General features: G+C 45.0%; 22 protein-coding genes and 1 pseudogene. 13 read left to right on the plus strand and 10 right to left on the minus strand.

Annotated elements, in window-relative coordinates; genetic code table 11:
• Nucleotides 1-3: 3 nt before the first annotated feature.
• Nucleotides 4-954 carry an aldo/keto reductase gene (locus F6K64_RS15120; protein WP_287265731.1) on the minus strand — a complete coding sequence of 317 codons (951 nt, stop codon included), beginning with the start codon at nucleotides 952-954 and terminating at the stop codon, nucleotides 4-6.
• Nucleotides 955-1,256: 302 nt separating this feature from the next.
• On the opposite strand from F6K64_RS15120, the gene F6K64_RS15125 reads away from it, so the two are divergent.
• Nucleotides 1,257-2,045, plus strand: a complete 789-nt coding sequence (locus F6K64_RS15125) for a hypothetical protein (RefSeq protein ID WP_287265733.1) — start codon at nucleotides 1,257-1,259, stop codon at nucleotides 2,043-2,045.
• A 188-nt stretch (nucleotides 2,046-2,233) separates the two neighbouring features.
• The gene (locus tag F6K64_RS15130; protein ID WP_044492532.1) at nucleotides 2,234-2,620 is read left to right on the plus strand and encodes a nuclear transport factor 2 family protein; all 387 of its coding nucleotides are present in this window, start codon (nucleotides 2,234-2,236) and stop codon (nucleotides 2,618-2,620) included.
• On the opposite strand, the pseudogene F6K64_RS38910 reads toward F6K64_RS15130, so the two are convergent.
• Nucleotides 2,617-3,596: pseudogene (locus F6K64_RS38910) on the minus strand (GMC family oxidoreductase). The gene F6K64_RS15130 and the pseudogene F6K64_RS38910 overlap by 4 nt on opposite strands.
• Nucleotides 3,597-4,807: 1,211 nt before the next feature.
• Between F6K64_RS38910 and F6K64_RS15145 the strand changes: the two are divergent.
• Entirely contained in the window at nucleotides 4,808-6,112 is a 1,305-nt protein-coding gene (locus F6K64_RS15145; RefSeq protein WP_008181659.1) for a glutamate-5-semialdehyde dehydrogenase, read from the plus strand.
• Between the two features lie 760 nt (nucleotides 6,113-6,872).
• On the opposite strand, the gene F6K64_RS15150 is transcribed toward F6K64_RS15145, so the two are convergent.
• Nucleotides 6,873-7,472: an RNA ligase family protein gene (locus F6K64_RS15150; RefSeq protein ID WP_287265734.1), complete on the minus strand. Its 600-nt coding sequence runs from the start codon at nucleotides 7,470-7,472 to the stop codon at nucleotides 6,873-6,875.
• Between the two features lie 1,056 nt (nucleotides 7,473-8,528).
• The gene (locus tag F6K64_RS15155) at nucleotides 8,529-8,666 is read right to left on the minus strand and encodes a hypothetical protein (protein ID WP_158026238.1); all 138 of its coding nucleotides are present in this window, start codon (nucleotides 8,664-8,666) and stop codon (nucleotides 8,529-8,531) included.
• Between the two features lie 52 nt (nucleotides 8,667-8,718).
• Between F6K64_RS15155 and F6K64_RS15160 the strand changes: the two genes are divergently transcribed.
• The 6 genes from F6K64_RS15160 to F6K64_RS15185 all read left to right on the plus strand — a co-directional run bounded on the left by F6K64_RS15160 (nucleotide 8,719) and on the right by F6K64_RS15185 (nucleotide 13,340).
• Nucleotides 8,719-8,967, plus strand: coding sequence for a hypothetical protein (locus F6K64_RS15160; protein ID WP_044492511.1), 249 nt, complete (start codon nucleotides 8,719-8,721; stop codon nucleotides 8,965-8,967).
• Nucleotides 8,964-9,368, plus strand: coding sequence for a type II toxin-antitoxin system tRNA(fMet)-specific endonuclease VapC (vapC, locus tag F6K64_RS15165; RefSeq protein WP_008181669.1), 405 nt, complete (start codon nucleotides 8,964-8,966; stop codon nucleotides 9,366-9,368). Before F6K64_RS15160 ends, vapC begins: the two co-directional genes overlap by 4 nt.
• A 69-nt stretch (nucleotides 9,369-9,437) precedes the next feature.
• Nucleotides 9,438-11,816 (plus strand): ArnT family glycosyltransferase, encoded by a 2,379-nt coding sequence (locus F6K64_RS15170; protein WP_008181670.1) that lies wholly within the window; start codon nucleotides 9,438-9,440, stop codon nucleotides 11,814-11,816.
• A gap of 241 nt (nucleotides 11,817-12,057) precedes the next feature.
• Nucleotides 12,058-12,198: a hypothetical protein gene (locus tag F6K64_RS15175; protein WP_154659722.1), complete on the plus strand. Its 141-nt coding sequence runs from the start codon at nucleotides 12,058-12,060 to the stop codon at nucleotides 12,196-12,198.
• 176 nt (nucleotides 12,199-12,374) lie between these two features.
• On the plus strand, nucleotides 12,375-12,959 hold the full coding sequence (locus tag F6K64_RS15180) for a hypothetical protein (RefSeq protein WP_287265736.1): 585 nt from the start codon (nucleotides 12,375-12,377) through the stop codon (nucleotides 12,957-12,959).
• Nucleotides 12,960-13,094: 135 nt separating this feature from the next.
• Nucleotides 13,095-13,340 (plus strand): hypothetical protein, encoded by a 246-nt coding sequence (locus F6K64_RS15185; protein WP_287265738.1) that lies wholly within the window; start codon nucleotides 13,095-13,097, stop codon nucleotides 13,338-13,340.
• Nucleotides 13,341-13,509: 169 nt separating this feature from the next.
• Here the strand turns inward: F6K64_RS15185 and F6K64_RS15190 are convergent, their stop codons facing one another.
• Nucleotides 13,510-14,268, minus strand: a complete 759-nt coding sequence (locus F6K64_RS15190; protein ID WP_008181676.1) for a cation diffusion facilitator family transporter — start codon at nucleotides 14,266-14,268, stop codon at nucleotides 13,510-13,512.
• Between the two features lie 17 nt (nucleotides 14,269-14,285).
• Nucleotides 14,286-14,414, minus strand: coding sequence for a hypothetical protein (locus F6K64_RS15195; protein ID WP_008181679.1), 129 nt, complete (start codon nucleotides 14,412-14,414; stop codon nucleotides 14,286-14,288).
• Nucleotides 14,415-14,977: 563 nt separating this feature from the next.
• Here F6K64_RS15195 and F6K64_RS15200 point away from each other — a divergent pair.
• The 4 genes from F6K64_RS15200 to F6K64_RS15215 all read left to right on the plus strand — a co-directional run bounded on the left by F6K64_RS15200 (nucleotide 14,978) and on the right by F6K64_RS15215 (nucleotide 17,823).
• The gene (locus tag F6K64_RS15200; RefSeq protein ID WP_044492515.1) at nucleotides 14,978-15,193 is read left to right on the plus strand and encodes a hypothetical protein; all 216 of its coding nucleotides are present in this window, start codon (nucleotides 14,978-14,980) and stop codon (nucleotides 15,191-15,193) included.
• 145 nt (nucleotides 15,194-15,338) lie between these two features.
• The gene (locus F6K64_RS15205) at nucleotides 15,339-15,533 is read left to right on the plus strand and encodes a hypothetical protein (RefSeq protein WP_229414402.1); all 195 of its coding nucleotides are present in this window, start codon (nucleotides 15,339-15,341) and stop codon (nucleotides 15,531-15,533) included.
• Nucleotides 15,534-15,537: 4 nt separating this feature from the next.
• The gene (locus F6K64_RS15210; RefSeq protein ID WP_287265740.1) at nucleotides 15,538-15,921 is read left to right on the plus strand and encodes a hypothetical protein; all 384 of its coding nucleotides are present in this window, start codon (nucleotides 15,538-15,540) and stop codon (nucleotides 15,919-15,921) included.
• A gap of 372 nt (nucleotides 15,922-16,293) precedes the next feature.
• Entirely contained in the window at nucleotides 16,294-17,823 is a 1,530-nt protein-coding gene (locus F6K64_RS15215; RefSeq protein WP_008181690.1) for a glycoside hydrolase family 9 protein, read from the plus strand.
• 439 nt (nucleotides 17,824-18,262) lie between these two features.
• On the opposite strand, the gene F6K64_RS15220 is transcribed toward F6K64_RS15215, so the two are convergent.
• The 4 genes from F6K64_RS15220 to F6K64_RS15235 form a co-directional block, all read right to left on the minus strand.
• The gene (locus tag F6K64_RS15220; protein ID WP_044492516.1) at nucleotides 18,263-20,302 is read right to left on the minus strand and encodes a serine/threonine-protein kinase; all 2,040 of its coding nucleotides are present in this window, start codon (nucleotides 20,300-20,302) and stop codon (nucleotides 18,263-18,265) included.
• A gap of 346 nt (nucleotides 20,303-20,648) precedes the next feature.
• Complete coding sequence (locus F6K64_RS15225; protein ID WP_008181693.1) at nucleotides 20,649-21,188, minus strand: Rab family GTPase; 540 nt, start codon at nucleotides 21,186-21,188, stop codon at nucleotides 20,649-20,651.
• 275 nt (nucleotides 21,189-21,463) lie between these two features.
• Nucleotides 21,464-23,872, minus strand: coding sequence for an OmpA family protein (locus F6K64_RS15230; protein ID WP_008181695.1), 2,409 nt, complete (start codon nucleotides 23,870-23,872; stop codon nucleotides 21,464-21,466).
• Nucleotides 23,873-24,045: 173 nt separating this feature from the next.
• Nucleotides 24,046-24,717 carry a hypothetical protein gene (locus F6K64_RS15235; RefSeq protein WP_008181696.1) on the minus strand — a complete coding sequence of 224 codons (672 nt, stop codon included), beginning with the start codon at nucleotides 24,715-24,717 and terminating at the stop codon, nucleotides 24,046-24,048.
• Nucleotides 24,718-24,867 lie beyond the last annotated feature (150 nt).

Raw genomic sequence — 24,867 nt, forward strand, 5'->3', positions numbered from 1 at the left:
CATTCATTTTAACCAAAGACGAGTCACTTGTTCCAACTGACTAACATCCTCCTGACTCAAAGCCCAACCCAAAGCCCCTGCATTGTCTTGCACCTGTTGTGCGGTCTTAGCACCGGGAATCGGGATTACTCCATCTTGAGCAATCAGCCAGTTAAGGGCAACTTGAGCTGGTTTTCGCTCATACTTTTCCCCTAACTGACTCAGTAGCTTTAGCACAGGGGCAATTTTTTCTAAACCACTTTTGCTAAAGCGGGGGTCTATAGCCCTAGCTCCAGTGGGTTTGATATAGCTCTCTACCGTATACTTGCCAGTGAGTAACCCTTGAGCTAAGGGACTGTAAGCCAGAATAGTCACACCTAACTGACGCGCTTTATCAAGAATACCGTTGCTCTCAATTTTCCGATGCAACAGAGAATATTGCACCTGATTTACCGCTAGGGGTATGCCACGGGCTGCTAAGTAACTGTGAGCTTCTGCCATTTGCTTAGCGGAATAGTTGCTGACACCAACTGCACCAATCCGACCACGCTTCACTTCATCAGCTAGAGCATTCATCAAGGTCTGTTGGCTGATCAAGAAACTAAAAGGCATATGTACTTGGTACAGTTCCACTTGCTCGACTTGCAGACGTTTCAAACTGTCACTCAAGGCATCAGAAACTGACTGAGCGCTAAATCGCCAGGGTAAAGGAAAATACTTAGTAGCAATCTGGGTTTTCCGTCCCAGCTGCTTCATAAACCGTCCGATCAGGGATTCGGATTCTCCTAGTCCATACACCTCAGCGGTGTCAAAAAAGTTAATTCCAGCATCCAAGGTTGCCTCAAATGCTTCTTTTACCTGAGTAGTGGCGTAGTCACTGCCATAGTTCCAAAACAGCTTGTCTCCCCATGACCACGTTCCAATTCCCAAGGCTGTGACCATCGGACCATCCTGACCTAACCTGATTGTCTGCATTCTCAACACTCCAGCTCTTAACATTTCTTAATATTCTTTCAGTTTATCGTGGCTTAGTCAGCTATCAGCTTGGTTGAAAGTTGAAAGTTGAAAGTTAAAAGTTGAGGGTTTAAGGTTGAAAGTTAAAAGTTAAAAGTTGAAAGTTGAAAGTTGAGGGTTTAAGGTTTATGATAAAAGGCTTAAGATTGACCATAAAGTAGACTAAGCACTGACTCCCTGACCCATTCAGCTATTAAGGAAACTAAGCTAGGAAGAAATTGCGGCTGTTGAAGGCTTGATTTGGGAGCCTGAAAACCTTTATTGTGCTGTGGTGGTGTAATCTGGTTAGTCCTGTGTGGCGTCATTCCCAACAGCACTCTCAAACCCTTGACCAGGGGCAAGGTATGAAGATAGAGTCATACATCAAGGTTGAGCAAGAACAAATAACACGCTCCCGCGTGCTGTTTCATAGCATTCGCTTTGATTTAAATCAAGACATTCTTACAAAAATTAAACAAGCAAAAGAGACTGGTCACGGCCTTGATATTTCCGGAAAGTTGCTTAGTGATTTACGCCATTTAGCCCTGCTGGATTGGGAAAACCGCCTCCAGTCTGGATTGACCTTTTCTACCTACTATCTACCAGTTGATAGAGCACAGGCACTGATGCGGAGTGTGATTGCCCTTGATGGAGAAATCCTTCACCAGATCAACAGAGACTGTCTGGAGAATCCTGACTTTTGTTGTCAAATTGCTGACGCTCACTACTGGCTGATCACTCAAATCTTGGCTCAGCTACGCCTGAAACCATCACCCAACTTCCCTAAGCTGGCTTGGGGACTATCAGCGCTGATGATAATCCTGGTGATTCTGGCAGTGCTGGTAATTCCTGGTGTATTACAGCTAATACTTGCTCAACCCTGGAGATGGTTGATAATTATAGTGGGCATAGTCAGCTGTGGCCTACTTCTAGTAATACTACAATGGCTGCTACGTTCATGTTTAATCAGGATTGCACCTTGGATGTTGCGTCAGCTATTGTCCGGTTTGCTCTCGCCCAAGCCTGGTTCTAAGAAAATTGCTAAACGTATTCTGGCATGGTTATTGCCCTGATTAATGATTAGTGGCGTAGGGTGCGTTAAGGGCGGGCTCATCCTCATTTTCCGCTATAGCGCCAGGGTTGGCACAGCCCGCCCTGTAACGCACCACCGGGTCAAACATCTGCCTTTTGCCTTTTGGCTGGGATTTTAGCTAACGACAGAATTTAACAGATAATAGAAAGGTGAAGTCATATAGAAACTATGTCAACAGAAGCGATCGCATCAGTCATCAATGTCTATTTTGCTAACATGGCAGCCATGAATCCAGGTGGCTGGGTAGAGATTTTTGCTGAAGATGCAGTGATTTATGACCCAGTGGGAAAGCCACCAATCAACGTCTCTGAGGACTCGGAGAAGTTCTTTGCACTACTGTCTAGCTTCTTTAACAGCTTTGACATCTCACAAGAGCAAATTTTTATTGCTGGCAATGGAGCAGCGGTAAAGTGGAGGATGCAGGTGTCTGCTAAGAATGGTCGTGAGGCTACTGCTGAAGGCATCAGTGTTTTTGAAATTAATGATGACGGTAAGATTCAAAAGGTTTTGTCCTACTGGAATGAAGCAGAAATGATGGGTAAACTTAAGGGTTAATTCCTAAATGGTGTTGGCTCTTCCTCCATCAGCAAATCAGCTACTTTTTCGGCAATCATTATGGTTGGGGCATTCGTGTTACCACCAACGATAGTGGGCATGATTGAGGCATCTACAACTCGTAACCCCTCTATACTATGTACCTGCAGGCGGGAGTTAACCACTGCCATTGGGTCATTCCCCATCTTGCAAGTTCCAACTGGGTGATACAATGTGCCAGCGGTATCGCGGATGTAGGCAGCAATTTCATCGAGTTGCTCGACTTGAGTTCCAGGGAAAAGTTCCTCCCCCCGAAAGGTCTCAAATGCTGACGCCTGAAGTATTTGACGACACAGCTTGATGCCAGTAAGCAAAACCTGTAAATCTGTTTGATCAGTTAGATAATTGGGCGGCAGGGTTTTAAGTAAGCAGCAGCGGTACTATGACGTTTACCGTTTTTCTGAGTTACCTGATAAAATCCTACTCCTTCTGGTTCCCGACAGTTGAAGTCCTTGGTGTTTTCCAAGCCTATTTCTGTAGCTGCTTCGACAAACACCTGAGATAGGGGGTTGGTGTAGCGCAAATTGGCGACATTGAGCGGACAATCAGTGCCATGGTATTCAGACGCTCCCCTTTCCTGGTTTTCGGCTTTCTTAAAATAGGGCAGCACCTCAGAAAAACTCCACCCCTTATTCCCTAATTCGTGCCAGTGGTCATAGTTCCAGCGGTGACCTCGAATATATATCATGGCGTTGATAGAGCTACAGCCACCTAGAACCTTGCCACGGGGCCAGAACAATTTGCGGTTGTTCAGATTGCTTTGGGGTTGTGTATAGTAACTCCAATCGTATTCAGTTCTGAATAGGGCGCGAAAGGCGATGGGGATGTGAATTGACCGCTCGCGGTCTGGCTTGCCAGCTTCCAGTAGCAATACTCTAGTGTTGGGGTTTTCCGTGAGGCGGTTAGCTTCATGCGCGCTTATGCCCCACGTCCGCACCGAACGCGCCCCGCGTCGGCTTTGCCGAAAGGTCGGCGTGGGATGAATGGCGGACAGGAACTTTGATATTTTATTTTTCGTCTATACTAAAAAACAGTAGGGTTTATCAAATTAAGAGCTAACCGCCACCTACTAACTAAAAATAGAACTTTTTTGTATTGTTCCGGCGCGGAGGGTCATCCCGTGTCGTTAATAAAGCTTGCCGAGTATCCTAACCGTTGGGTGGAGTTGGCAAGAAGCCCACACGCTCACTCGTTCGCGGAGCGGCTCTGTAAGAGCAGAGTCAGTGTGGGAGTATGTCACCAAGGACACAACCTGCTGAACCAGCACCGACAATTATATAGTTATAGAGCATCTTAGATTTAGGCTCAAATGGAACTATTGGCTGATGTGAGTAGTTAAAATTAACATTGAGTCTGTGGCAAAAGTCAATTTTTGCTTTTTGCTATGTAGCTATAGTACCTATTACTGTGAGCTGTTCCCAAAAAAATAACCCCTGAGTCTGTTGCTGTTAGATCACAGCTCGACCAACTAAGGGGTATCGATGGCTGAATTGCGTAAGCTATTTACTACTATCCACAGCCGCTGTATGCGATCGCGTTTTCGGAAAGTTAACCTTAGGTATAAGTTGATAGTAAGAGGAGTTGCTCAGACGTCAGGCAACTAGTATGTAGCTGGAAAACCCTTTGGAGCTGTTACACAAAAAAAATACCCCTGTCTTGCTCTTAGATCACAGACAGAGGAATTAAGGGGTATCGATGACTGAATTGCGTAAGCTATTTACTACTATCCACAGTGGCTGTATGCGTACGGGTTTTCCCAACGTTAACCAAAGAGTTAACCAATGGTATAACTTCAGCGTAAGGTTGCTCAGACATCAGACAACTAGTATTTAGCTGGGACAAGCCTTTGAGCTGTTCCAAAAAAAATACCCTCTGAGTGTCTTGCTGTTAGATCACAGCTCGACCAACTAAGGGGTATCGATGGCTGAATTGCGTAAGCTATTTACTACTATCCACAGCGGCTGTATGCGATCGCGTTTTCGCAAAGTTAATCTTATAGTCAACCTGATGTATACCTTGATGGTTTAGCCGATGATGGGGGTTTGGGGCAAGCAAGAATCCCCAAGAATAGCACGGCCTGCACCCTCTGGGAGCGTCAATTTGCTACACTGCTGATCACGTATTGGTATTGCCTCCAAAATCAAAACCATGACAGCTACACCACTTGCATCCATACCCCTAAGTGCGATCGCTCAAAAAACCCGTCAAGCTGCACAGAAGTTAGCGGTTCTCTCAACAAAGGCTAAAAATGAAGCTATTGAGGCAATAGCCCAAGCCTTGGAAGCTGCAGCACCGGAAATCCTAGCGGCGAATGCTGCAGACTGCCAAGCGGCTGAGGCAGATAAAATTCCCAAACCCCTTTACAATCGCCTGAAGTTGAACGAAACGAAGCTCAAGGGGGCTATTCAGGGGGTGCGAGATGTGGGCAACCTTGGTGATCCTGTGGGCAATGTCCAAATTCATCGAGAACTGGATCAAGGACTAATCCTCAAACGAGTCACTTGTTCCTTAGGAGTTTTAGGGGTTATCTTTGAAGCTCGTCCCGATGCCTTAATTCAAATTACCTCTCTTGCGATTAAATCCGGTAATGGTGTTATCCTCAAAGGCGGTAAAGAAGCAATTCGCTCCTGTGAAACCCTAGTCAAAGCAATTCATAAAGGATTATCTACCACAGCAGTTGACCCAGCAACGGTACAGTTGTTAACCACTAGAGAAGAAATCAAAGAGCTGTTACAACTAGACAACTATGTGGATTTGATTATCCCCAGAGGGTCGAATGCTTTTGTTCGGTTTGTGCAGGAGAATACTCGTATCCCAGTACTTGGTCATGCTGATGGGATTTGCCACCTCTATATTGATGCAGCAGCTGACTTGGAAAAAGCGGTAACTATCACCGTTGATGCTAAAACGCAATATCCAGCGGTTTGTAATGCGATTGAAACCCTGCTGGTGCATTCAACAATTGCTCCTCGTTTCTTGCCCCTAGCAGCAGAAGCTTTGAAAAAGCGTAATGTAGAATTACGAGGGGATGAAGCTAGCCGTGAGATTATCCCAATCTCGGTAGCAACGGATGAGGATTGGTCTACAGAATACAGTGATTTAATTCTTTCTATCAAAGTAGTAGACTCTGTAGAAGAAGCGATTAACCATATCAATACTTATGGTTCCAGACATACGGATGCAATTGTTACTGAAGACCAGGAGGTAGCAGATAGCTTCGGAAATCAAGTGGATGCCGCTAATGTTTTCCACAACTGTTCTACTCGCTTTGCCGATGGTTTCCGTTATGGTTTTGGAGCAGAAGTAGGAATTAGCACTCAACAAATGCCCCCCCGTGGTCCAGTGGGGTTAGAGGGATTGGTGACTTACAAATACAAGGTTACAGGTAATGGTCACATTGCGGCTACTTATGTTGGTGAGAATGCTAAGCCCTTTACCCATCGGGATATCTAATATTCTTCCGTAAATTTATAATGCTTACGGAAACTAACAGGTTTTAAATTCCGAAAGTATTGTCCAGTAATGCTTTCAGTATAATTATACTGGCAGGCGCTCCTAGTAAGTGCTCAAGAGCGATATTTTTGGAATTTTGCAAGAGGTCTATTAAAAAAACCTCAGCGGGTAGCTGAGGGATTAGTCACGTTGCATCTACTATTTCTTAATCCTTGATTGGTCGATCTAGATCCGGAACAATTTAGAAATGGGTAAGCCAAATCAAACTAATAGATTGGTTGAGACAAGATTAAACAAAAAAAATCCCCAGCCGATAGCTGAGGGATGAGTCAGGGTGCATCTACTATTTCTTAATCCTTGATTGCTCTGTCTTGATCCGGAATAAATTAGAAATGGGTAAGCCAAATCAAACTAATAGATTGGTTGAGATAAAATTGAACAAAAAAAATCCCCAGCGGGTAGCTGAGGGATGAGTCAGGGTGCATCTACTATTTCTTAATCCTTGATTGCTCTGTCTCGATCCGGAAGAAATTAGAAACGCGGTCGCCAAATAGAACTGATAGATTGGTTGAGACAAAATTGAACAAAAAAAATCCCCAGCGGGTAGCTGAGGGATGAGTCAGGGTGCATCTACTATTTCTTAATCCTTCATTGCTCTCTCTAGATCCGGAAGAAATTAGAACTGATAGATTGGTTGAGACAAGATTGAATAACAAAAATATCCAGCGGGATGTCAAAGGCAATGATAATCAATCGTCAATCAGAAGTCTTTGCATTTAATTTTTGCTTGGCGTCCATCCTCGTGGCGAAAGACAATTCCTTCTGCCCTGCACCCAGGGGAATACAAACTTTCTAGATCTGTTAATGCGTCTCTTAGTTCGTTGAAGGTTCTAGCAATATTCTCAAACACAGGAGCTTGTAAGTTAAACAGTACGCAAATATGTTCCTTTAGCTTTAATGGGTTACCCTGAATTTTTGGTCCCAAAGCTTCCGCACAATGTTTCCCATCCGGTACGTCAGATAGATCTGTGTTTCTCATCGCTTCAAAGATCCATTGATCAGCTGGATCGTCCGAGTTAGCATCTACATACCAACCATCTTGTATGCCAAGCTGTTTTTGTTTCTTGGTTGGATTACGCCGTTTTTCTAAATGTATACATTTGCCAGAAACCACACTTAAGCGTACATTAGTTCCATCAAGTTTTTCCGTAGCTATTCCTTCGCCAGCGATCACCCACTCGCAACCTGAGCGCACTTTGTTAATAACCTTAAAATTATCTCCCCGTTCAAAAATTGTTGGAATTTTTTTCATAACTCTGACACCAAATTTCAAGAGGGCAATTGCTACACCTCTGTTCACCTTAGACTAGACACCTTACTATGGAATCGATAACAGGATGGGTTATCCCTTTTTCTTCCGCTTACCCTGGCTGAGGGATGAGTCAGGGTGCATCTACTATGTCTTAATCCTTTATCGGTCGATCTTAATCCGGAACAATTTAGAAACCCGTTCGCGTAGCGGGGCAAAACCCATCGCATTGATCAGGAGTGCATTTCTCAAAAGTGATAGATTACTTGAGACAAAATTGAACAAAAAAAATCCCCAGCGATTAGCTGAGGGATGAGTCAGGGTGCATCTACTATTTCTTAATCCTTCATTGCTCTATCATTATCCGGAAGAAATTAAAAATGATTAAGCCAAATAGAACTGATAGATTACTTGAGACAAAATTAAACAAAAAAAATCCCCAGCCGATAGCTGAGGGATGAGTCAGGGTGCATCTACTATTTCTTAATCCTTCATTCCTCTCTCTCGATCCGGAAGAAATTAGAAATGGGTAAGCCAAATAGAACTGATAGATTAGTTGAGACAAAATTAAACAAAAAAAATCCCCAGCGAGTAGCTGAGGGATGAGTCAGGGTGCATCTACTATTTCTTAATCCTTCATTTCTCTCTCTCGATCCGGAAGAAATTAGAACTGATAGATTGGTTGAGACAAAATTAAACAAAAAAAATCCCCAGCTGGTAGCTGAGGGATCAGTCAGGGTGCATCTACTATTTCTTAATCCTTCATGGCTCTATCATTATCCGGAAGAATTTAGAAATGCTTAGGCCAAGGAGACAGCCAAGATGGCTATTCCACATAGAACTAATAGATTGGTTGAGACAAGATTGAAAAAAAAAAATCCCCAGCCGGTAGCTGAGGGATCAGTCAGGGTGCATCTACTATTTCTTATTCCTTCATTGCTCTCTCTAGATCCGGAAGAATTTAGAACTGATAGATTGGTTGAGACAAAATTGAACAAAAAAAATCCCCAGCGGGTAGCTGAGGGATTAGTCAGGGTGCATCTACTATTTCTTAATCCTTGATTGCTCTGTCTAGATCCGGAAGAAATTAGAAATGGGTAGGCCAAATCAAAAGGCAAGTTGTGAAACCGTTTGACCTTGATGTAAAAAACCTACCCCTTTCAGCCACACTTCCCTGTCTCTCCTCTGCCCCCACACATCCCACACCTCCCACAAGACCCACACTTCCCGGACGAAGTAGCTCACCCAATTTAGAACTGCTATAAACTTGGATAAGTTCTATAACGCAGAAAGCACGATGGAAAGCATTAAAGTAATCTCCCATGTGGGGTCTGATGGTATTTTACATCTGGACGTTCCAGTAGGGATAACGAACGAAGAATTAGAAGTTATGGTGGTTTTTAATCCATTAAAATCATCCTTAAAACTAGAAACACCCCAAGGCTGGATGCCTGGTTTTTTTGAGGAAGTAATTGGGGGTTGGGCGGGAGAACCGTTAGAGCGGGGGAAGCAAGAAGAGTTTGAAACCAGGGAGAGTCTATTTTGAGCTACCTTTTGGATACCAATGTTTGCATTCGGCTGTTGAACAATACCAGTCCGGCGGTGACATCTCGCCTTGCTACCGAACAACCAGAGAATATTTTTATCAGCTCCATAACCGAGATGGAGTTATATTACGGTGCTTATCGTAGTACCAAACAGTCAATAAATTTAGCACTTTTGCAACGATTTTTCAGTCAGTTTACGATTCTACCGTTAGACAGCAATCCTGCCAGAATAGCAGGACAAATCCGGGCTGATTTAGCAGCTATGGGAACACCAATCGGACCTTATGATTTACAAATCGCTGCGATCGCCCTTGCTAATAATTTAATTGTGGTTACTCATAATACGGCTGAATTTAGCAGAGTTCGTGGACTACAAATTGAAGATTGGGAGCTGGACTAGCTTTTAAGCAAATACTACTAGAGCAAGTTGAAAAATATTGGTATTAGGGTGTAAAATACCAACCCATCATTGACCTTAACCATTGTGTTGAAGCATCAACCATTAGCCCGGATCCCCTCTGCTACTACTGGCTGGAGTGACGTGATCGTATTACTATTGGGGTTGCTGGTGTTAATTCATGGCTTGAGTGGATATGGATTGTATGAACCCCACGAGGGTCACTTCGGCGGCGTTGCCCGTGAAATGCTGTTACGTGGGGATTGGATTACGCCTCATCTCAACGGTTCACCCTACCTGAATAAACCCCCATTACTTTATTGGCTGATAGCAACCAGTACGACCCTATGGGGTTCCACAGAGTACGCAGCACGGCTCCCTCTAGCCATTATCGGTTGGCTTGGTGCGATAGTTGCCTGGAAATGGGCGCGAGAACTCTGGAATCCTACCGCTGGTCGTCTAGCAGCTTTAATGCTTTGCTCGACTACTGGCTGGTTTGTGTTTACCCACCAGATTCTGATCGATGTACTCTTGGCCACCTTGCTCTTAGCTACCTATTATTGCTTGTGGCGGTTAGAGAGGGCACCTCACTGTTGGATCTACTGGTTAAGTCTGTATAGTCTTTTAGGATTGTGTGTCTTAACCAAAGGGCCAGTATTCCTAGGATTTCCCCTGATTGGTTGTTTAGCGATCGCATTTAGACAACGGAGCTGGAGACTATTCCAGCAATTGCGAATTCGGCTAGGAATAATCGTGACCTCTCTAGTAACCTTGCCATGGTTTATGGCAGTAGAACAGGCTAACCCAGGCTTTTTCCACTACTTTCTGTTCAACGAAAATCTCAAGCGGATAGCGGATACCCGATGGCCACCAGATTATGAAGTATCTAAAGTCAGTGCCATAGGCTATTTAGTTGTAACAGCAATCTGGTGCCTACCGTGGATAGTGGTACTACCCCAAGCACTCTATAGCGCTTGGCAGGACTACTGGCCAAACTACTCCCGAAACTACTTGCCAAGCTACTCACCAAACTACTCAGATAGTAGCCAACAACCCAATAGTTACCGCTACACAAACCAAAACTGCCATCCCTGCTTTGAGACCTCAGTAGGGTTATCCGATTCCTATTGGGACCCGAAGCAAGAAGGGAGGGAGCTAGGGTTTAGGGAAGCTTCCAGTGACCAGACTTTCACAAATTCCAGGTCATCAGGGATATTGCTCCTAGTCATTGCGGCAACACTGCCTATCGTCGCCTTTCTTCCCCTATCGTCTCGTTTAGTATATTACAGTATTCCTAGTATCCCACCCCTAATTATCCTATGTGCTGGTTGGTGGTCTCGTTGCCAAGACCAGAAGCAGAGACAGGGGCGAATTGCAGCAGCGGTCAGCTTCTGTAGTTTAGGTGTTATTTCCGGGTTAGTGGGGATTAGTGCTAGGCTTTGGAATCCCAATTGGGTCAGCAAATTAGCAGAATTATCCAACTATCGAGACTTCGATGGCATAATTTATGCGATCGCACTCTGGTTTAGTAGTGGTTTTCTGATTGGTGGCATTTTCCTGCTGCTGAAACGTGCCAAGTCAGCATCCGTATCTATTTTCCTCAGCTTCTTCTTCGTTTATTTGACATTTACCCATAGTTTTACCACTCTCCAAGACATCCGTTCCGCCAAAACCCTGATTCAAACCGCCAATCCTACCTTAGGACTATCCACCCTCTGGACATTTGAAGGGTCACGAGAACTAGGAGCTGCTGGTGCTATGAGCTACTACCTCAACCAAGACCATAGACTTCGTGGCAGTTGTGGGGATAGGGCACTTGGGAACAGGGAACAGCGATGCAGCGCGGTCTTGGGGAGGCAGCGCGGTCTTGGGGGTCTCCCCCATGAGCGACTGCCGTGGTTTCCCCCACTCGCGCTTTGCATCAAGACGGGAACAGGGAACAGAGCAGAAGAATTGAAGAAATACGAAGTAGTACTAAAGCCAGAGACTAAAGAAGAACCGAACAATTTCTCCTCCTCCCTGTCTTGCCCATCTTTCGATCTTCCAGCGGGTTGGGCTAAAGGCAAAGATAATACAGCCTATCGGATCGTACTCGTTCTGACAGATAGTGGCTTCAATCGTTTACCCCCTGAATTTCCAGGACCAAAACCGCAATACGGGATTACTAAACAGAAACTTCAGGAATATTGGGATAGCTCCCGTCCAGTAGTCTTTGTCACGGATTTCCTGGGCCAGCCTGGTGATAATTTAGATGATTTATCAGTGTCTGGCAAATCAGGAAAAGTCCCAAGAGCAGACAGTCAACACTTGTCAAATCATCCAGCAATGATGCAACACCCCGAGAGCAATCTTAACTTACCTAACCATGTTGGTGAACCCTTGCTAGTGGTTGAACCAAGGAAGCTTTATGGAAACGCTGCTGCTAGAGAAATTTGGTTGGCATCGCAGTAAGCATTCAGCTATCAGCCGTCAGCTATCAGTTATCAGCTATCAGCTATCAGCTATCAGTTATCAGCTTTCAGCTTTCAGCTTTCAGCTTTCAGCTTTCAGCTTATGGGCTACGCTGGTTGACTGACAAAAGTTGAGCGCGATTTCACGAACCCCTTACCAGGGATGGGCGCTTTGGGCATTGACATCTGGTTGGGGGAGCCAGCATTCTCAGGAAAGAAACCACTCACATCCCAAAAATGCTGTGAAAATAAACTCCCGCCTCTACAATGCCTTGAAGACAAAGATTGGTCAACCCTCTGACTGGGCGCATCTGAGTCATCTGACCACCTGTTTATGGATGGTGGTTGGTCTACTCCAGATAGGAGACGAAACCTTAGAATAGTGGAGCCTTTATAGGGGACTGGCTATGAGAAAAAGGGTTAAAACTTATTAAATAAGGCTCCACTATTCTTACGGTAACTTCCTCGGAAGTTAATTTGACCCGTTGGATTCCCCACATACCCTGTCGTGGTCACTATGCTCAAAGCAAACAACGTCGGATGCAACGGTGGCTGTACAATGCCCGCAAAGCACGTTCATCGCTTGTATAAACCCCTGATCCAGTCAGCCTTGGCGGATTGGAAACAAGAGTGTCTATATCTAAGCTTAGATACATCGTTGTTTTGGGATGAGTATTGCTTGGTGCGCTTGGCGGTGGTGCATCGGGGACGAGCGTTGCCAGTGGTCTGGCGGGTGATGGAACATGGTAGCGCCTCTGTCGCCTTCAAAGACTATCGGGAAATGTTGGAACAAGGCAGAGGGCTATGCGGTGAAGGGGTTAAGGTGATATTGCTAGCAGACCGAGGCTTTGTCCACACCGATTTGATTAGGTTAACTACTCAATGGGGCTGGCATTATCGGATTCGTGTGAAAAAGGATACTTGGATTTGGCGGAAGGGCATTGGCTGGTGCCAGCTTCAAGACTTTCATTTCAAACACGGAGCTGCCTTGTGCTTTCACAATGTCAGGTTGCATAAAGAACAAAGGTACGGTTGGGTCCATCTCATCTTTGGTCGCAACAATGTCAATGGTGAGTTTTGGGCGATTGTTAGCGATGAAAAGACGACCCTCCAAACATGCGCAGGAATATGGAATGCGATTTGATATTGAAGAAAACTTCTTGGATGATCAGTCCAATGGCACCGAATGTGCACAAGTCGAAAATTCGTTCTGTGTCTGCCCTATCTCGGTTATGGTTTATCTTAGCTGTAGCCACGCTGTATGTCACGGCAGTTGGAGTTGAGGTCGTCAAGACTGGCAAACGTCGGTGGGTCGATACCCATTGGCGCACGAGGCAACAGCTACTTTCGTATTGGTTGGGAGTGGGTCAAATCTGCCAAAGCCTTTGGCTGGAAACTTATTCATCAGGTACGTTTCACCTCTAATTACGACCCTGACCCAGCCATGGCCTCCCGCAAACAACATCAGAAAAGGTACTATCGACTCGAATTTAAGGTAAAAACCTACGATTATGCTTTTCATTAAGTTTTGTCAGTCAACCAGATGGGCTACGTCACAGGCTTCTAGCCTGTGCCACAAAGCTGACGGCTGACGGCTGACCGCTGACCACTGACCGCTGACCGCTGACCGCTGAATGCTTACCTAAAAATTCACGAAAAATATCAGATCAAATTCAATAACTGTCCAGGAATTTTCAATCCTCTTTGAGTTTTATCAAAGACACTAAATCGGTCTTTCCTAACTCTAGCCAGCCTGACTGTTGAGGGAGTTTTTCTATCGCCATCGTCTTAGTTGTTGATGATTCCCTAAATAATTTTTCCAGAGTTTGCTGCAGTAGAGGAAGAGTACTTAAGCCAATCAAAATAGCTACACTAAAGCTGATGATCGCATCCGCCTGAGGCCAGTTGAAAATCCCAACTGCTAAAGCAGCTATTATCGTGCCGATTGAGCTAACTACGTCCGCCAGTACGTGCAAAAACGCACCACGCAAATTGATATCTTGCTCGGTATTTTCCCCTAGCCAATAGAGGTTAATGCTGTTGATCACTACGCCAATTAACGCAGTGACTAGCATCGGCAAACTGAGGATTTCCTCAGGTGTCCCTTGCAGATGGGCGATCGCTTCTCGCCCAATCCATACAGACATAGCCACTAGACCGATACTATTGATCAGACCAGCTAAAACTTCAATTGGTTGATTGCTCATTTGCTTTCGAGACTTCGAGGAGCGTTGAGCCAGCCATGCAGCAAGCAAAGCAATACTCATTGCTACAATATCTGCCAGCATGTGAGCGGAATCAGCTTTGAGAGTTAAACTGTGGCTAACAAAGCCCACAACCATTTCGAGTAAAGCAAAGATTGTGATTAATACAATCACCCTCTTCAACCGCTGAACTTTACCCAGAGATACGCTGGTCTGGCACAAACAACCTAATCTGTTGCAATTGAGCATAGTTTCAATAACTTTGGTTAGTCAACTGGGAAAATAGTCTTGCCTCGGAAAATCGTTTCCTGCACCTCGATATCAATGATATCCATTGGCTCAACCTCCATGGTATGTTCATAAATAATAACAAAATATGAAACAAATATTGTCATAGATATTTCCCTGATTAATTTTTCTGTAGCGACCGCAATTATTTGCCTACTACAACGTGATGTTTATCTGAATTAAAACTTGTGAACACAAGTTTATTCAATGTTTTAAACACTAATTCATACTGTTGTCAAGCTCATGACGTCTTCCAACAATATGAGCCTCAAATACCATATAGCAAAACAAGTTTTTTTGTCAAGCTTTAGCTTTCTTTAAAAATTGCATTTTAAGGAATTAGATTTGAGATAGTACCAAAGTCTATAAACGCTTTACTATGCTTAACTTCCCGCCGTTTAAGTTACCTCAAAAAGTTGATAACATCACTACTTTATTAATTAAATTTTCACAACTAATTAGCATAGTCAGTACGTAAAACACCGTCAGGCGAACAACAAAAATACTCTGACGCTACTCCCAAATTAGTTTTTTAAGTTTTTTAACGGTTGAATCCTATTTAAAGTTTTTGTGTTATCTTAAAAGTAAGGAGATACAAAGAAGCCAGCGCAAAGATTACACGACTGGCGCTGGCTTATGGGTCCTCCCCTTAGACAAGGAGATAAATCCTATGTTAAAACCAATTCACCCTGATGGTGAGGGTCACCCCTACCACGAAAACGATGCTCGGTACGAGCCGCTATGGGATGCTCGGTACGAGCCGCTACGCGATCGCATTCCCTCGAAACCCCATGATCACCAACTTGACTGGGGTACTGAACTAGCCATCACCGTACTGGCCCCGGCACAAGACATAGAAACTCTAGCAGTAGAGGACGCCTTATGAAAAAGCCCCGTCCTCTAACCGAAAAAGACCGAGCCTTAATCCAGCGCTACAGTAACTGCCAAATTGCTATGACACCACAACAGGTGCGACCCGTGGCGAATTGAATTCGCCAAGGTCAAGCGCACCTAAGTTTTATGGGAAATGGTTGGTTACTTACGAAGTCATAGCCTGTATTTGCTCCCGTAGCGATGCCACAGTACAGCGCTGGTTTGCCAGAGGTGATAACTATCGCTCTCCCATGCCCATCGATTTGTACCATCTGGCCATAATGGACTTCCTTCTAGAGAATTTTGAGGAAATGCCGGAAAAACTCAAGAATTTCCTCTGTCCGCCAGATTAACAAGATGGGGCGGGGGCGCGGGGAGGGTGGGGAGATGGGGTGTGGTAAGTGTGGTAAGTGTGGTAAGTGTGGTAAGTGTGGGGAGTGTGGGGGGCGCGGGAAGTTATATGAGCAACTGGCTCCTCAAGACGGCGCTACCTTCCAGCTCCGTTCGCACCTCAAGCAGCGTCTGGCTCTGCCAGTAAGCGTGGCCCACAACCTTAGCTCCCTGTTCCCAGATCCGCTGTTCCCTAAGAGTAGGGCAAGAGGCAAGAGGCAAGAGTTAATAAAGTATAGCGCTGCATCACTACTCCCTGTTCCCAGATCCGCTGTTCCCTGTTCCCTAAAATCCAAAAATTTTGTACCGAACCCAATTGAAAACTGCTTAGTTCAAGATACTGTGTGTTAGGGATTTTAATTCTTTACTAAAAATTCACAATAACTTCTAGTTTTATTTAACACTAATATCCTGACAGTTGTAAGCTAATATTAGCTATCGTTACAAAACAAAACTATTTCGGTGTAGCCATTAAGAGTAGTACTACTCAAATTTAAAGTGCTTTTGTCAATCAAATATGAGGCCCTATTATCTCCTTTATTGACGGGGAATTAGAGGCTAGTTCATTGTCCCTGTATTAAACAGGGGTAATTTAACTTGTTTTGTTGTTTTTATCTTCATAAACAACAAAAAATGGTAATTTGACCTGTTTCGTTTTCCCAGTATTAAACAGGGGTAATTTGACTTGCTTTGTTATCAAAGATTACTAATTTTTAATGACTAATGAATGAATCTACTCCTGTTCAACTCGACTCATCCAATGGAAATGGTGAGACTGTACCCAGTATCATCAACACCAATGTTTCACCACAGTTCAACTATGCTGACGCTGTCGAAAAGTCCTTCTTATTTTATGAAGCTCAGCGCTCCGGTAAACTTCCTGAGGACAATCGCATCCCATGGCGCGGGGATTCTGCTCTCAACGATGGTGCTGATGTAGGAGTTGACCTCACTGGCGGTTATTACGATGCTGGAGACCACGTCAAGTTCGGCTTCCCCATGGCTGCTGCCATGACTATGCTAGCTTGGGGGGCAATCGAATATGAAGATGCCTACCAGCACATGGGTCAATGGGATGAGGCTTTGGATGCGATTAAGTGGGGTACCGATTACATACTCAAAGCCCACATCACAGACAGTAACGGTCAAACCGAAGAATTCTGGGCACAGGTTGGATCCGGTGACATCGACCATAGCTTCTGGGGACCGCCGGAAACCATGACCATGGTGCGACCAGCGTACAAAATTGATCCTTTAAATCCCGGTTCTGACCTAGCTGGTGAATCTGCTGCGGCCTTAGCTGCTGCCTCAATTGCCTTCCAATCCACAAACAACAGTTACGCTAATCAACTACTCAATAACGCGAAAGCCCTATTTGACTTTGCCGAGACCTATCAAGGTAACTACTCTGACTCTATCCCCGATGCTGCTATTTTCTACAATTCTTGGAGTGGCTACGAAGACGAACTGGCCTGGTCTGCAACTTGGCTGTACAAAGCAACCGGTGACCAGACCTACTTGGATAAAGCCGAAAGCTACTACCTAGGTATTGATCCTACTCAGACTCAATCCTGGGATCAAAAAGTCCATGGTACTGGCATCCTTCTTGCTCAGGAAACTGACCAGGATAGGTACCGTATCGAAGTAGAACGCTGGCTGGACTACTGGAGTGACGATAGTGGTGAAGGTATCGAATATACTGAGGGTGGACTAGCTTGGTTCAATGACTGGGGTTCCCTACGATATGCTGCCAATACCGCTTTTCTTGCTGGTATTTATAGTGATACCGTTAATGATGGTAATGGTCGTTACTCCGATTTTGCGGCTGATCAAATTGACTACATTCTTGGGGATAATCCCAACAATTTCAGTTATGTCGTCGGTTTTGGCCACAATTCTCCCAAGAATCCCCACCATCGTGGAGCCCATGGTTCTACCACCAATGACATCGAATCACCAACGGACAACCTCAACATTCTCTATGGTGCATTGGTAGGTGGTCCCTCTGAACCAGAGGATAATGCCTATGTCGATGATCGAACTAACTATGCCATTAATGAAGTCGCTCTTGACTACAACGCTGGCTTCACTGGTGCTCTTGCCCGTATGTACCGTGAACAGAACCAACTCAGTCTGGGTTCTAACCTTGAACCAGTAGTGTCTACAGTAGATCCGATCACTAACTTAATATTTGAACCAGTAGTGTCTACAACTAACTCAATAATTGAACTGTCCCCCGCCGGGGAATTCTAAACGGTTGTTATATAGCAGTCGCCAGGGCAGTTAGGACATCGACATTAGTCTCACACCCTTTGTAAGCGATGCAGAGGTGCGACCCGTGGCGAATTTAATTCGCCAACGGAAAGCGCACCTAAGCGGTCTTGGGGGTTTCCCCCACTCGCTATTGCATCAAGAAGCGCAAGAGTTTGACTTCTGACATTTGACTTCTGACAAATGACTTCTGCTATAGCACTACGCATTAAGGTGTTTGACATTGATACAAGCAGCAAAAGCTGTTTTAGTGAACTTTTAGGTGCGACCCGTGGCGAATTTAATAATTAGATGCGGAAAGCGCACCTTTGCATGCATGCCTCTTGCCAATGCCATTGCGCGTAGCGCTATAGAACCCACATTATTAGACTAAAAACCGCTATAGCTCACCCAATTGAGAACTGCTATAAATTACCAATAACTAATCTTCAACCCTAAAGTTAAGTCGATAATTAATCGGTTGAGAAGCTTGAGAAACTACCACAAACTCATAGAAGCCAGATGCTGGCAGCTCCCCGCTCCACTCCCGTTCGGTTGAGTCTTCTAATAGGGGGGTCGTCTTACGGCTAGGACCATAAACTGAAAACAACGCATTTACATCGGTAGCCAGTCTCACTTCCATGAATTGACCACTAGAAAGTTTAGCAGTAAACGCTTTCCCGTCTCCTGGCTCGAGGGTTCCATTGACTTGTTGAACTCCGCCAGCAGCAAACTCAATGCGCTGTAGGGATTTTCCTGATGTCAACGCTTTGATCGTATCCCCAACAATCCCTTGCCACACCTGACCAATAGACTTATCGATAAACTTCTCACCCCGCTGATCTGGAAACTTATGAAAGAATTTAGAATCTGCAATATCATAAGCTGCACGGCTAGAAAGGCGCACCTGATTCACTTGCTGCTTCCAGCGAGTCAGATCTGCTGTCCCATAGCTTCCCAACCCTCTCCGTGCCGTCCGACTCAAATTTAGTAACTCAATCCGGGTCAATAGCTCAAACGCCAGCTTATCCCACTCTTCTCTTAACTTAGCATCCTCTGAACCAGTCCCTAGCTGTCGTTTTTGTTGATTGGGGTACTTGTTCCAAAACGCCTCATTGACTAACTGAACGTAGAACTTTTCGTTAATCTCCAAATTGGCACGACGCTGATCGAGCAATTCCTTGCGCTTTGCCTCGTTTGTGGGAAACCACGAGGGTGGCTTTATGTCCGGTTGATCGATGGGTGATTCCTTTGGTGAGGGTTCCGGCTTAGATCTTTTGCCGAATGTGAACCACCAATTGGTTGCCCAGAAGGTAAAGCCAAATACAGCAGCAGCTAAAACAGATACCAAAACCACCTTGCCAAGCCAATCTAAAACGTTATTATTGCTAGCGCCGGTTAATGGTGTTCCGCTAGCTGGCCTTGCTGGCTGGTTAACCGCTACTGGCTTGGAACCAGGGGCAACTGCTAAGGTCGGTTTAGTCTGAGGGGGTGATGGAGCTGATTGCGGGTCACTGGCAAATTGAAGGTGAGTGGTGAGGTCTCGCAGCACTTCTTTGGCATTTTGGTACCGTTCCCCTGGTCTCGGTTGAAGCATTTTATCCAGGATACGACCTAGGGTGGAGCTAAGGCTAATCTCTCTGCGCCAGTTCCACGTCAGGGTATTGGGGTCAATGATCTGCTGGGGTTCCTGACCAGTCACTAATACTAATATAGTTGCCCCTAGAGCATAGAGGTCACTGTGGGGAAAAACACTTCCTCCTTGCATCTGCTCTGGGGGAGCATAGCCAACTTTACCCAACCGAGTTATGATTGGCTTATTTTGACCAGCCACCTTTGACCCTAGGAACTTCGATGCCACATTTGCTGCTACCTCCTTGACACCGCCAAAGTCAATCAGCACTGGTAAACCATCGGTACTGCGCAAAATCAGATTATCGGGAGAGATATCCCGATGAATCACTCTCATAAAATGGATATATTCCAACACTGGCAGGATTTGGATCAGCAGTTGAGTCACTTCTGCTTCACTAAACCGGAGTCCCTGAGGTCGGCGAGCCTCCAGTAGAGCGCGGTAGGTTTGCCCCTCCACATAGTCCTGAACCAACAATAGGGTGCCTTTGTCCTGTTGTTGTACCTGAAACAACTCACGAAATTGAGGAATTTGAGGGTGTTGCAGTCGATAAAGAACTCCCGCTTCCCGCTCAAATAGTTCTTCTGCTTTTTGTAAGGCGTGGTTACCTTGAACTTGGGGGGCAAATTCTTTTAGCACACAAGGTTCATTAAAGCGGTTAAGGTCTTGAGCTAAATAGGTGCGTCCAAAGCCTCCGTGTCCCAACTCCCGGACGATGCGGTAGCGACCACCCAGAATCTTCCCAGTGTCAAAGGTTTTGGCTAAGGATGGCAGCATCTCGCCACAAACCCGGCAAAACTTATTGTCATTGGGATTCTCATGTCCTTTACTACAATAGAGGGGCGTCATGGGATTTTGGATGTTGGATGTTGGATGTTAGATTTTTTCCCAGGGCTTGGTCCGGGAGACTTGACACAGTGTGTGCTGATTGCTCGACCTGTTGACTCAGTAGTTGACTAAGCATAGGTATATCAGCTACTGTGCTATATATATAAAGATATATAGCATTTCTAAAATAGGCGAGATATATTTTGGATTTTAATTTTGGATTTTAGTTAATAGGCAACAGGCAACAGGCAACAGGCAACAGGCAACAGGCAACAGGCAACAGGCAACAGGCAACAGGCAACAGGGAAAAAATCTTGTGTACCTCATTGCTATGAGAACCGCTATATATCACTATATATATAACTAATTATTCCTGTTGAAGCGTTCCGCAACCTAATTGCTGAAATATGTCATCGACGTATAACCCGGTTTTCGCTGAGGTATAATAACTGGCTATGACTTGGTCTTGCTGGGCAGTTTTTTTCTGTAACATCTGTTTCAATTCCTCCAGTTTTTCTTGATCCACTAAGTCTGATTTATTTAAGGCAGTAATAATCACCCCTTTGGGATTGATGGATAAAAACAGATCGATATGATGAACAATGTGCTCAATGGTTTCCATGCGAGTTACATCAGCAACAATAATTGCACCCTGAGCTCCTTTTAAATAAGTTGGTGAAATTCCCTTAAATTTAGTATGACCTTCTAAATCCCAAATCATCAATTTTATATCCAGCAGTTCTGATCGGGTTTCATCCTTAAATTTTATGATTTTGCGGGAAATTTTCACTCCGACTGTTGAAAGATATTGGTCACTAAACACACCCTCCACAAATCGGCGGATTAGGCTAGTTTTGCCTACACCAAAGTCTCCAACTAGGCAAATTTTTCGATCAATAGTGGACATTGTTACTGGTTGCTGACAACTGGTTTGAACTCTCGGGGATTGTAAACAGTTGTTAAGAGATGGGCGTGGCTCCAAATCTGAACAGGTTTACGGTATGATTTCTTCAGCGGACTTGAACACCTATTGATAACCGACCGTATGTTCCCAGACAGCACTATGGTTTTAGTGTTAGTGATCTATTGCAGTCGTTGAATCACCTCCTGATTCCAGATTGAATAGACAAGGGACTAAAGTCCATAACTTGTTGTGATCTCCTAGCTAAACCAAAGGGGCTTTCAACTGGGTTTGTTGGTAAACGGATCAAATACGACACATCGATTTAACCACAGCGGTTGACTAGCATCAACATCTGGGGGGCGTTTGCCAACCCCACGCACTTGCAGCCGTTTGGGATCAATGCCTTGCTGAACAAGCACATCTTTTACCATTTGGGCTCGTTGTTGTGCCAATCCCTGATTTTCGGTAAGTTGACCCCTAGGATCGGCGTAGCCGATTATCCTCAGGTGCTTTTGAGGATACCGCTCCATAAATTCCTTAATTGATCGGATTTTAGTGCCTATATCCTCTGGTTTCAACTGGGCTGAACCAAGATCAAAGTAGATCCGGCTGGTAACGTCTAATCCGTGGAGTTGTAAATTGTTCTCGACCGACTTGACACCGGGAATGCTCTCAAAGGCTTGGATAATCTTAGGGAAATCTTTAGCATAGAGTATCGCTCCTTTTACGGTCACCCTGCCTTCTGTATAAGATGCTACAATTACCACTCCATCCATTTGATTCAAGGTGTTTCTCACCCGTTGGACTTGAGCTTGGGTTAACTCATCAGTATAGGGGAGTTCGATCACCTCAATTTGATTATCCAACGCTAAGTTAGGGGCCGCAGCTTTGGCAATTTGCTCGACGTTTGAGCGCAGAGCCTGATTCGGTAGCTGTCCAGCTAGCTTTAGTCTCTGGCGATTGGCTTTAACTGTTAAACCATAATCAGACACTTCTGGGGCATAATAGGCGAGGGCAAGTTGAGTTTTTTGCTCAATGCGACGGTTTATTTTAGCCCTATGCTGATAAAATCCCCCAAATACAGCGATTAAACCCAGAAGCCCCAAGCCAAGCACCAATAAGGCCGGGGGTTTCTTGCCTTTTTTCCGATTTTCCTGAGTATCACGACGCCCTTGACTAAGGGATTGATCTAATAAATTTTGTAAAATTCCCTTGACTCCCACCGGGATAGTTGTATTATCTCCATCAAAAGACCTGATCGGTTTACCATAATGGGTAATAATAGTTTTTAGGCTTTCCCGCAACTGATTAATGAACTGCTGGGTGGGTGCCCCTTGAACTACCACGGCCAGGTAGCAGTATCCCTCTACTTCCAGGATGATCTTGGATGTACCATATTCAATAGCATCGATTTCTGCCACATCCCCAGACTGAGCGATACAGTCATTGACAAAGCTACGGATAGCGGTGAGCATTCCTGCTACCATATCTGACTCTAGATGCTGGCTGTCAGAGGGTTGTACCTCGGCAATCACTAAACCAGAGTCTTTGTGAATCAAAAAGATAGCTCGCGCCTGAAACAGCATCACCTCCCGAAACAGCAGTTCCGCTTCAGAAACCCCCTGCACCTTAGCGCGAATCTTGCGCTTAATTGCTTCAACGCTGAGGGCATTTTCCAGCTTCTCATTGATAGCTCGGATTTCTTCTGCTAAGTATGTGGAAATGGTACTGCCAATGACCGGATACAGAGCATTTACCATGGCCTCTGGCTCAATTATAATCTGTTGCCGGATAGCTGCTGCCATTTCTGGTGCGATCGCAAACCCAACTTCCTCTGGACACTCCATGATCCGGGAGGAAATAGCTACTGGAACTGCGGGAGCGATCGCTTCTCCCACACACACTTTATCCTGTTGAGTTCTGTGGTCAATGACTTCATCAATGATGGGAGTCAGGGAATCGGTCACCGAGGTACTGAACTGAGCTACCGTGAGATCCAGCAGCTTAGCCATCACTGGTAGCAATAGCTTAATCAATTCTTGAGGTTGATCAATCCGATGCTCAAGCCTGCCTTGTCTCTGGGCTAGGGTTTCTATCTGGTCACGAAACTCTGCCATTTCTGGAGATATCACCAGTTCTTGCAAAATCTCAGCCAAGATGTCTAATTCCTGGGAGGTGTCGTGATCAGACTGTGATGGCAGGTCTTGGTTGGTTTCTGTGGCTTCGGATTGGACTAAATTCTCAGCTAATACTGGATCTTCGGAATTTTGAGGCATTTGCGGCAGATGCTCCTTTGGTGTAGGAAGCTGTGGTGATGGGTTCTGATGGGGAAAAACTTTGACACCGAAGGATTGGGGTTGATCCCTTTCTTGAGCTAATGGTTCTTTCTCCTGAACCCTAGACGGGAGGCTGCTACTCCCACGGTCAGTTTGAGGTTCAATAGCTGGAACCTCAAGGTCTTGGAATGAATATTTTTGGACAGTGTCTGCCTGATCAGAGGTCATCCCTTGCTGCTCAGATTTAGGGTGTTGGCTAGGTTGCACCGTCTGATCAATAATCTTGAGGTCAACGAGTAAATTCAGTAAATCCTTCAACTCGCCTTCTCGGCTCGAATTGACCTCAATTGACTCTGATCTAGAATTTTCCGGCTGAGAGGCATCAGCCGGATTTTGGTTTGAAAATGCCACTGGTGGCTATCCGTTACTATTTAACCTTTTGCAAAAATTAGCGATGCTCTGAAAGAGCCGCTACGCGATGAAGCGAAGCTTCCGCTAAAAGCGATCGCACTTTGATTTAAAACTAATCTTAGCGAGAAAATCCAGTTAATTTTTGTGGCTGCCATTGCTCGACTGTGCCAAGTCTATTCCAAAGTCTGAGTTTGCTTGATTAACTGGAGATGATCGTCATCATTAGTAGCAGTTTCTGAGGTGACCGTACCATTATGACCTTTGGTCTGTGGTAATCCAGACCACCCATCACTAGCTTCTTTGAGTGCTGGAACCAATTCAGTCCCTTTGAGCCTCAAACCCAACTCTAACAACATGTCTCCGAGATCTGCTTTCGAGGCTTTGGCATCTTTGAGCTGTGCAAATTTAGTTTCCAGCTCGGCCAAGATCTGCTTTCTGAGATTGATCACATCTTGCTGATGCTGTTCTTTAGTTTCTGAAACTGCCTTCTTTAGGGAGGTGGACTGCTTGTAGACTGTCTCGTCGAGCACCTCAATACTCTTAGAAAACTTTTTGTTCAACAGTTCCACCCGTTCCTGAATCTCATTCCTCTCTTCGGCTGCAGTTAAACTAAGATTACTTATTTTTTTCTCGAGGGAATCTACCCCAGCAGCTATTTCTTTTGAGAGAGTCGTTTTGATCTGCTCAACGCGATCGCGTATTTCCTGCTGCCACATGGATAGGTCAGACTCTATCTTCGTGAAGCGAGTATCATACTCTCGCAGCTTAGAGCCAATAATTATATCACGTATCTTCTCAAGGTTTCCCAGTCTTTCCCGCATTTCTGCTTGATTGATTCCATCCATGACCATAAAACCCTATTCCACAATAAACAATGAACTATAAACAATTACTAGCTTGCCCTGAATTCAAGGAGCGTGCCATTTATCTTATCAATCCGATGCTGCTGTGAACCGGAACCGTTGTGTGACAAACATCTTGAGCCCCATCACTAA

This window comes from Moorena sp. SIO3A2, assembly GCF_010672265.1.
Classification (GTDB): Bacteria; Cyanobacteriota; Cyanobacteriia; order Cyanobacteriales; family Coleofasciculaceae; genus Moorena; species Moorena producens.

Coding starts and splice junctions, on each gene's coding strand:
- F6K64_RS15120 (WP_287265731.1), bottom strand. CDS start 954: ATGCAGACAATCAGGTTAGGTCAGGATGGTCCGATGGTCACAGCCTTG.
- F6K64_RS15130 (WP_044492532.1), top strand. CDS start 2,234: ATGTCAACAGAAGCGATCGCATCAGTCATCAATGTCTATTTTGCTAAC.
- F6K64_RS15145 (WP_008181659.1), top strand. CDS start 4,808: ATGACAGCTACACCACTTGCATCCATACCCCTAAGTGCGATCGCTCAA.
- F6K64_RS15160 (WP_044492511.1), top strand. CDS start 8,719: ATGGAAAGCATTAAAGTAATCTCCCATGTGGGGTCTGATGGTATTTTA.
- F6K64_RS15180 (WP_287265736.1), top strand. CDS start 12,375: ATGCCCGCAAAGCACGTTCATCGCTTGTATAAACCCCTGATCCAGTCA.
- F6K64_RS15190 (WP_008181676.1), bottom strand. CDS start 14,268: ATGCTCAATTGCAACAGATTAGGTTGTTTGTGCCAGACCAGCGTATCT.
- F6K64_RS15195 (WP_008181679.1), bottom strand. CDS start 14,414: ATGACAATATTTGTTTCATATTTTGTTATTATTTATGAACATACCATG.
- F6K64_RS15200 (WP_044492515.1), top strand. CDS start 14,978: ATGTTAAAACCAATTCACCCTGATGGTGAGGGTCACCCCTACCACGAA.
- F6K64_RS15210 (WP_287265740.1), top strand. CDS start 15,538: ATGGGGCGGGGGCGCGGGGAGGGTGGGGAGATGGGGTGTGGTAAGTGT.
- F6K64_RS15215 (WP_008181690.1), top strand. CDS start 16,294: ATGAATGAATCTACTCCTGTTCAACTCGACTCATCCAATGGAAATGGT.
- F6K64_RS15220 (WP_044492516.1), bottom strand. CDS start 20,302: ATGACGCCCCTCTATTGTAGTAAAGGACATGAGAATCCCAATGACAAT.
- F6K64_RS15225 (WP_008181693.1), bottom strand. CDS start 21,188: ATGTCCACTATTGATCGAAAAATTTGCCTAGTTGGAGACTTTGGTGTA.
- F6K64_RS15235 (WP_008181696.1), bottom strand. CDS start 24,717: ATGGATGGAATCAATCAAGCAGAAATGCGGGAAAGACTGGGAAACCTT.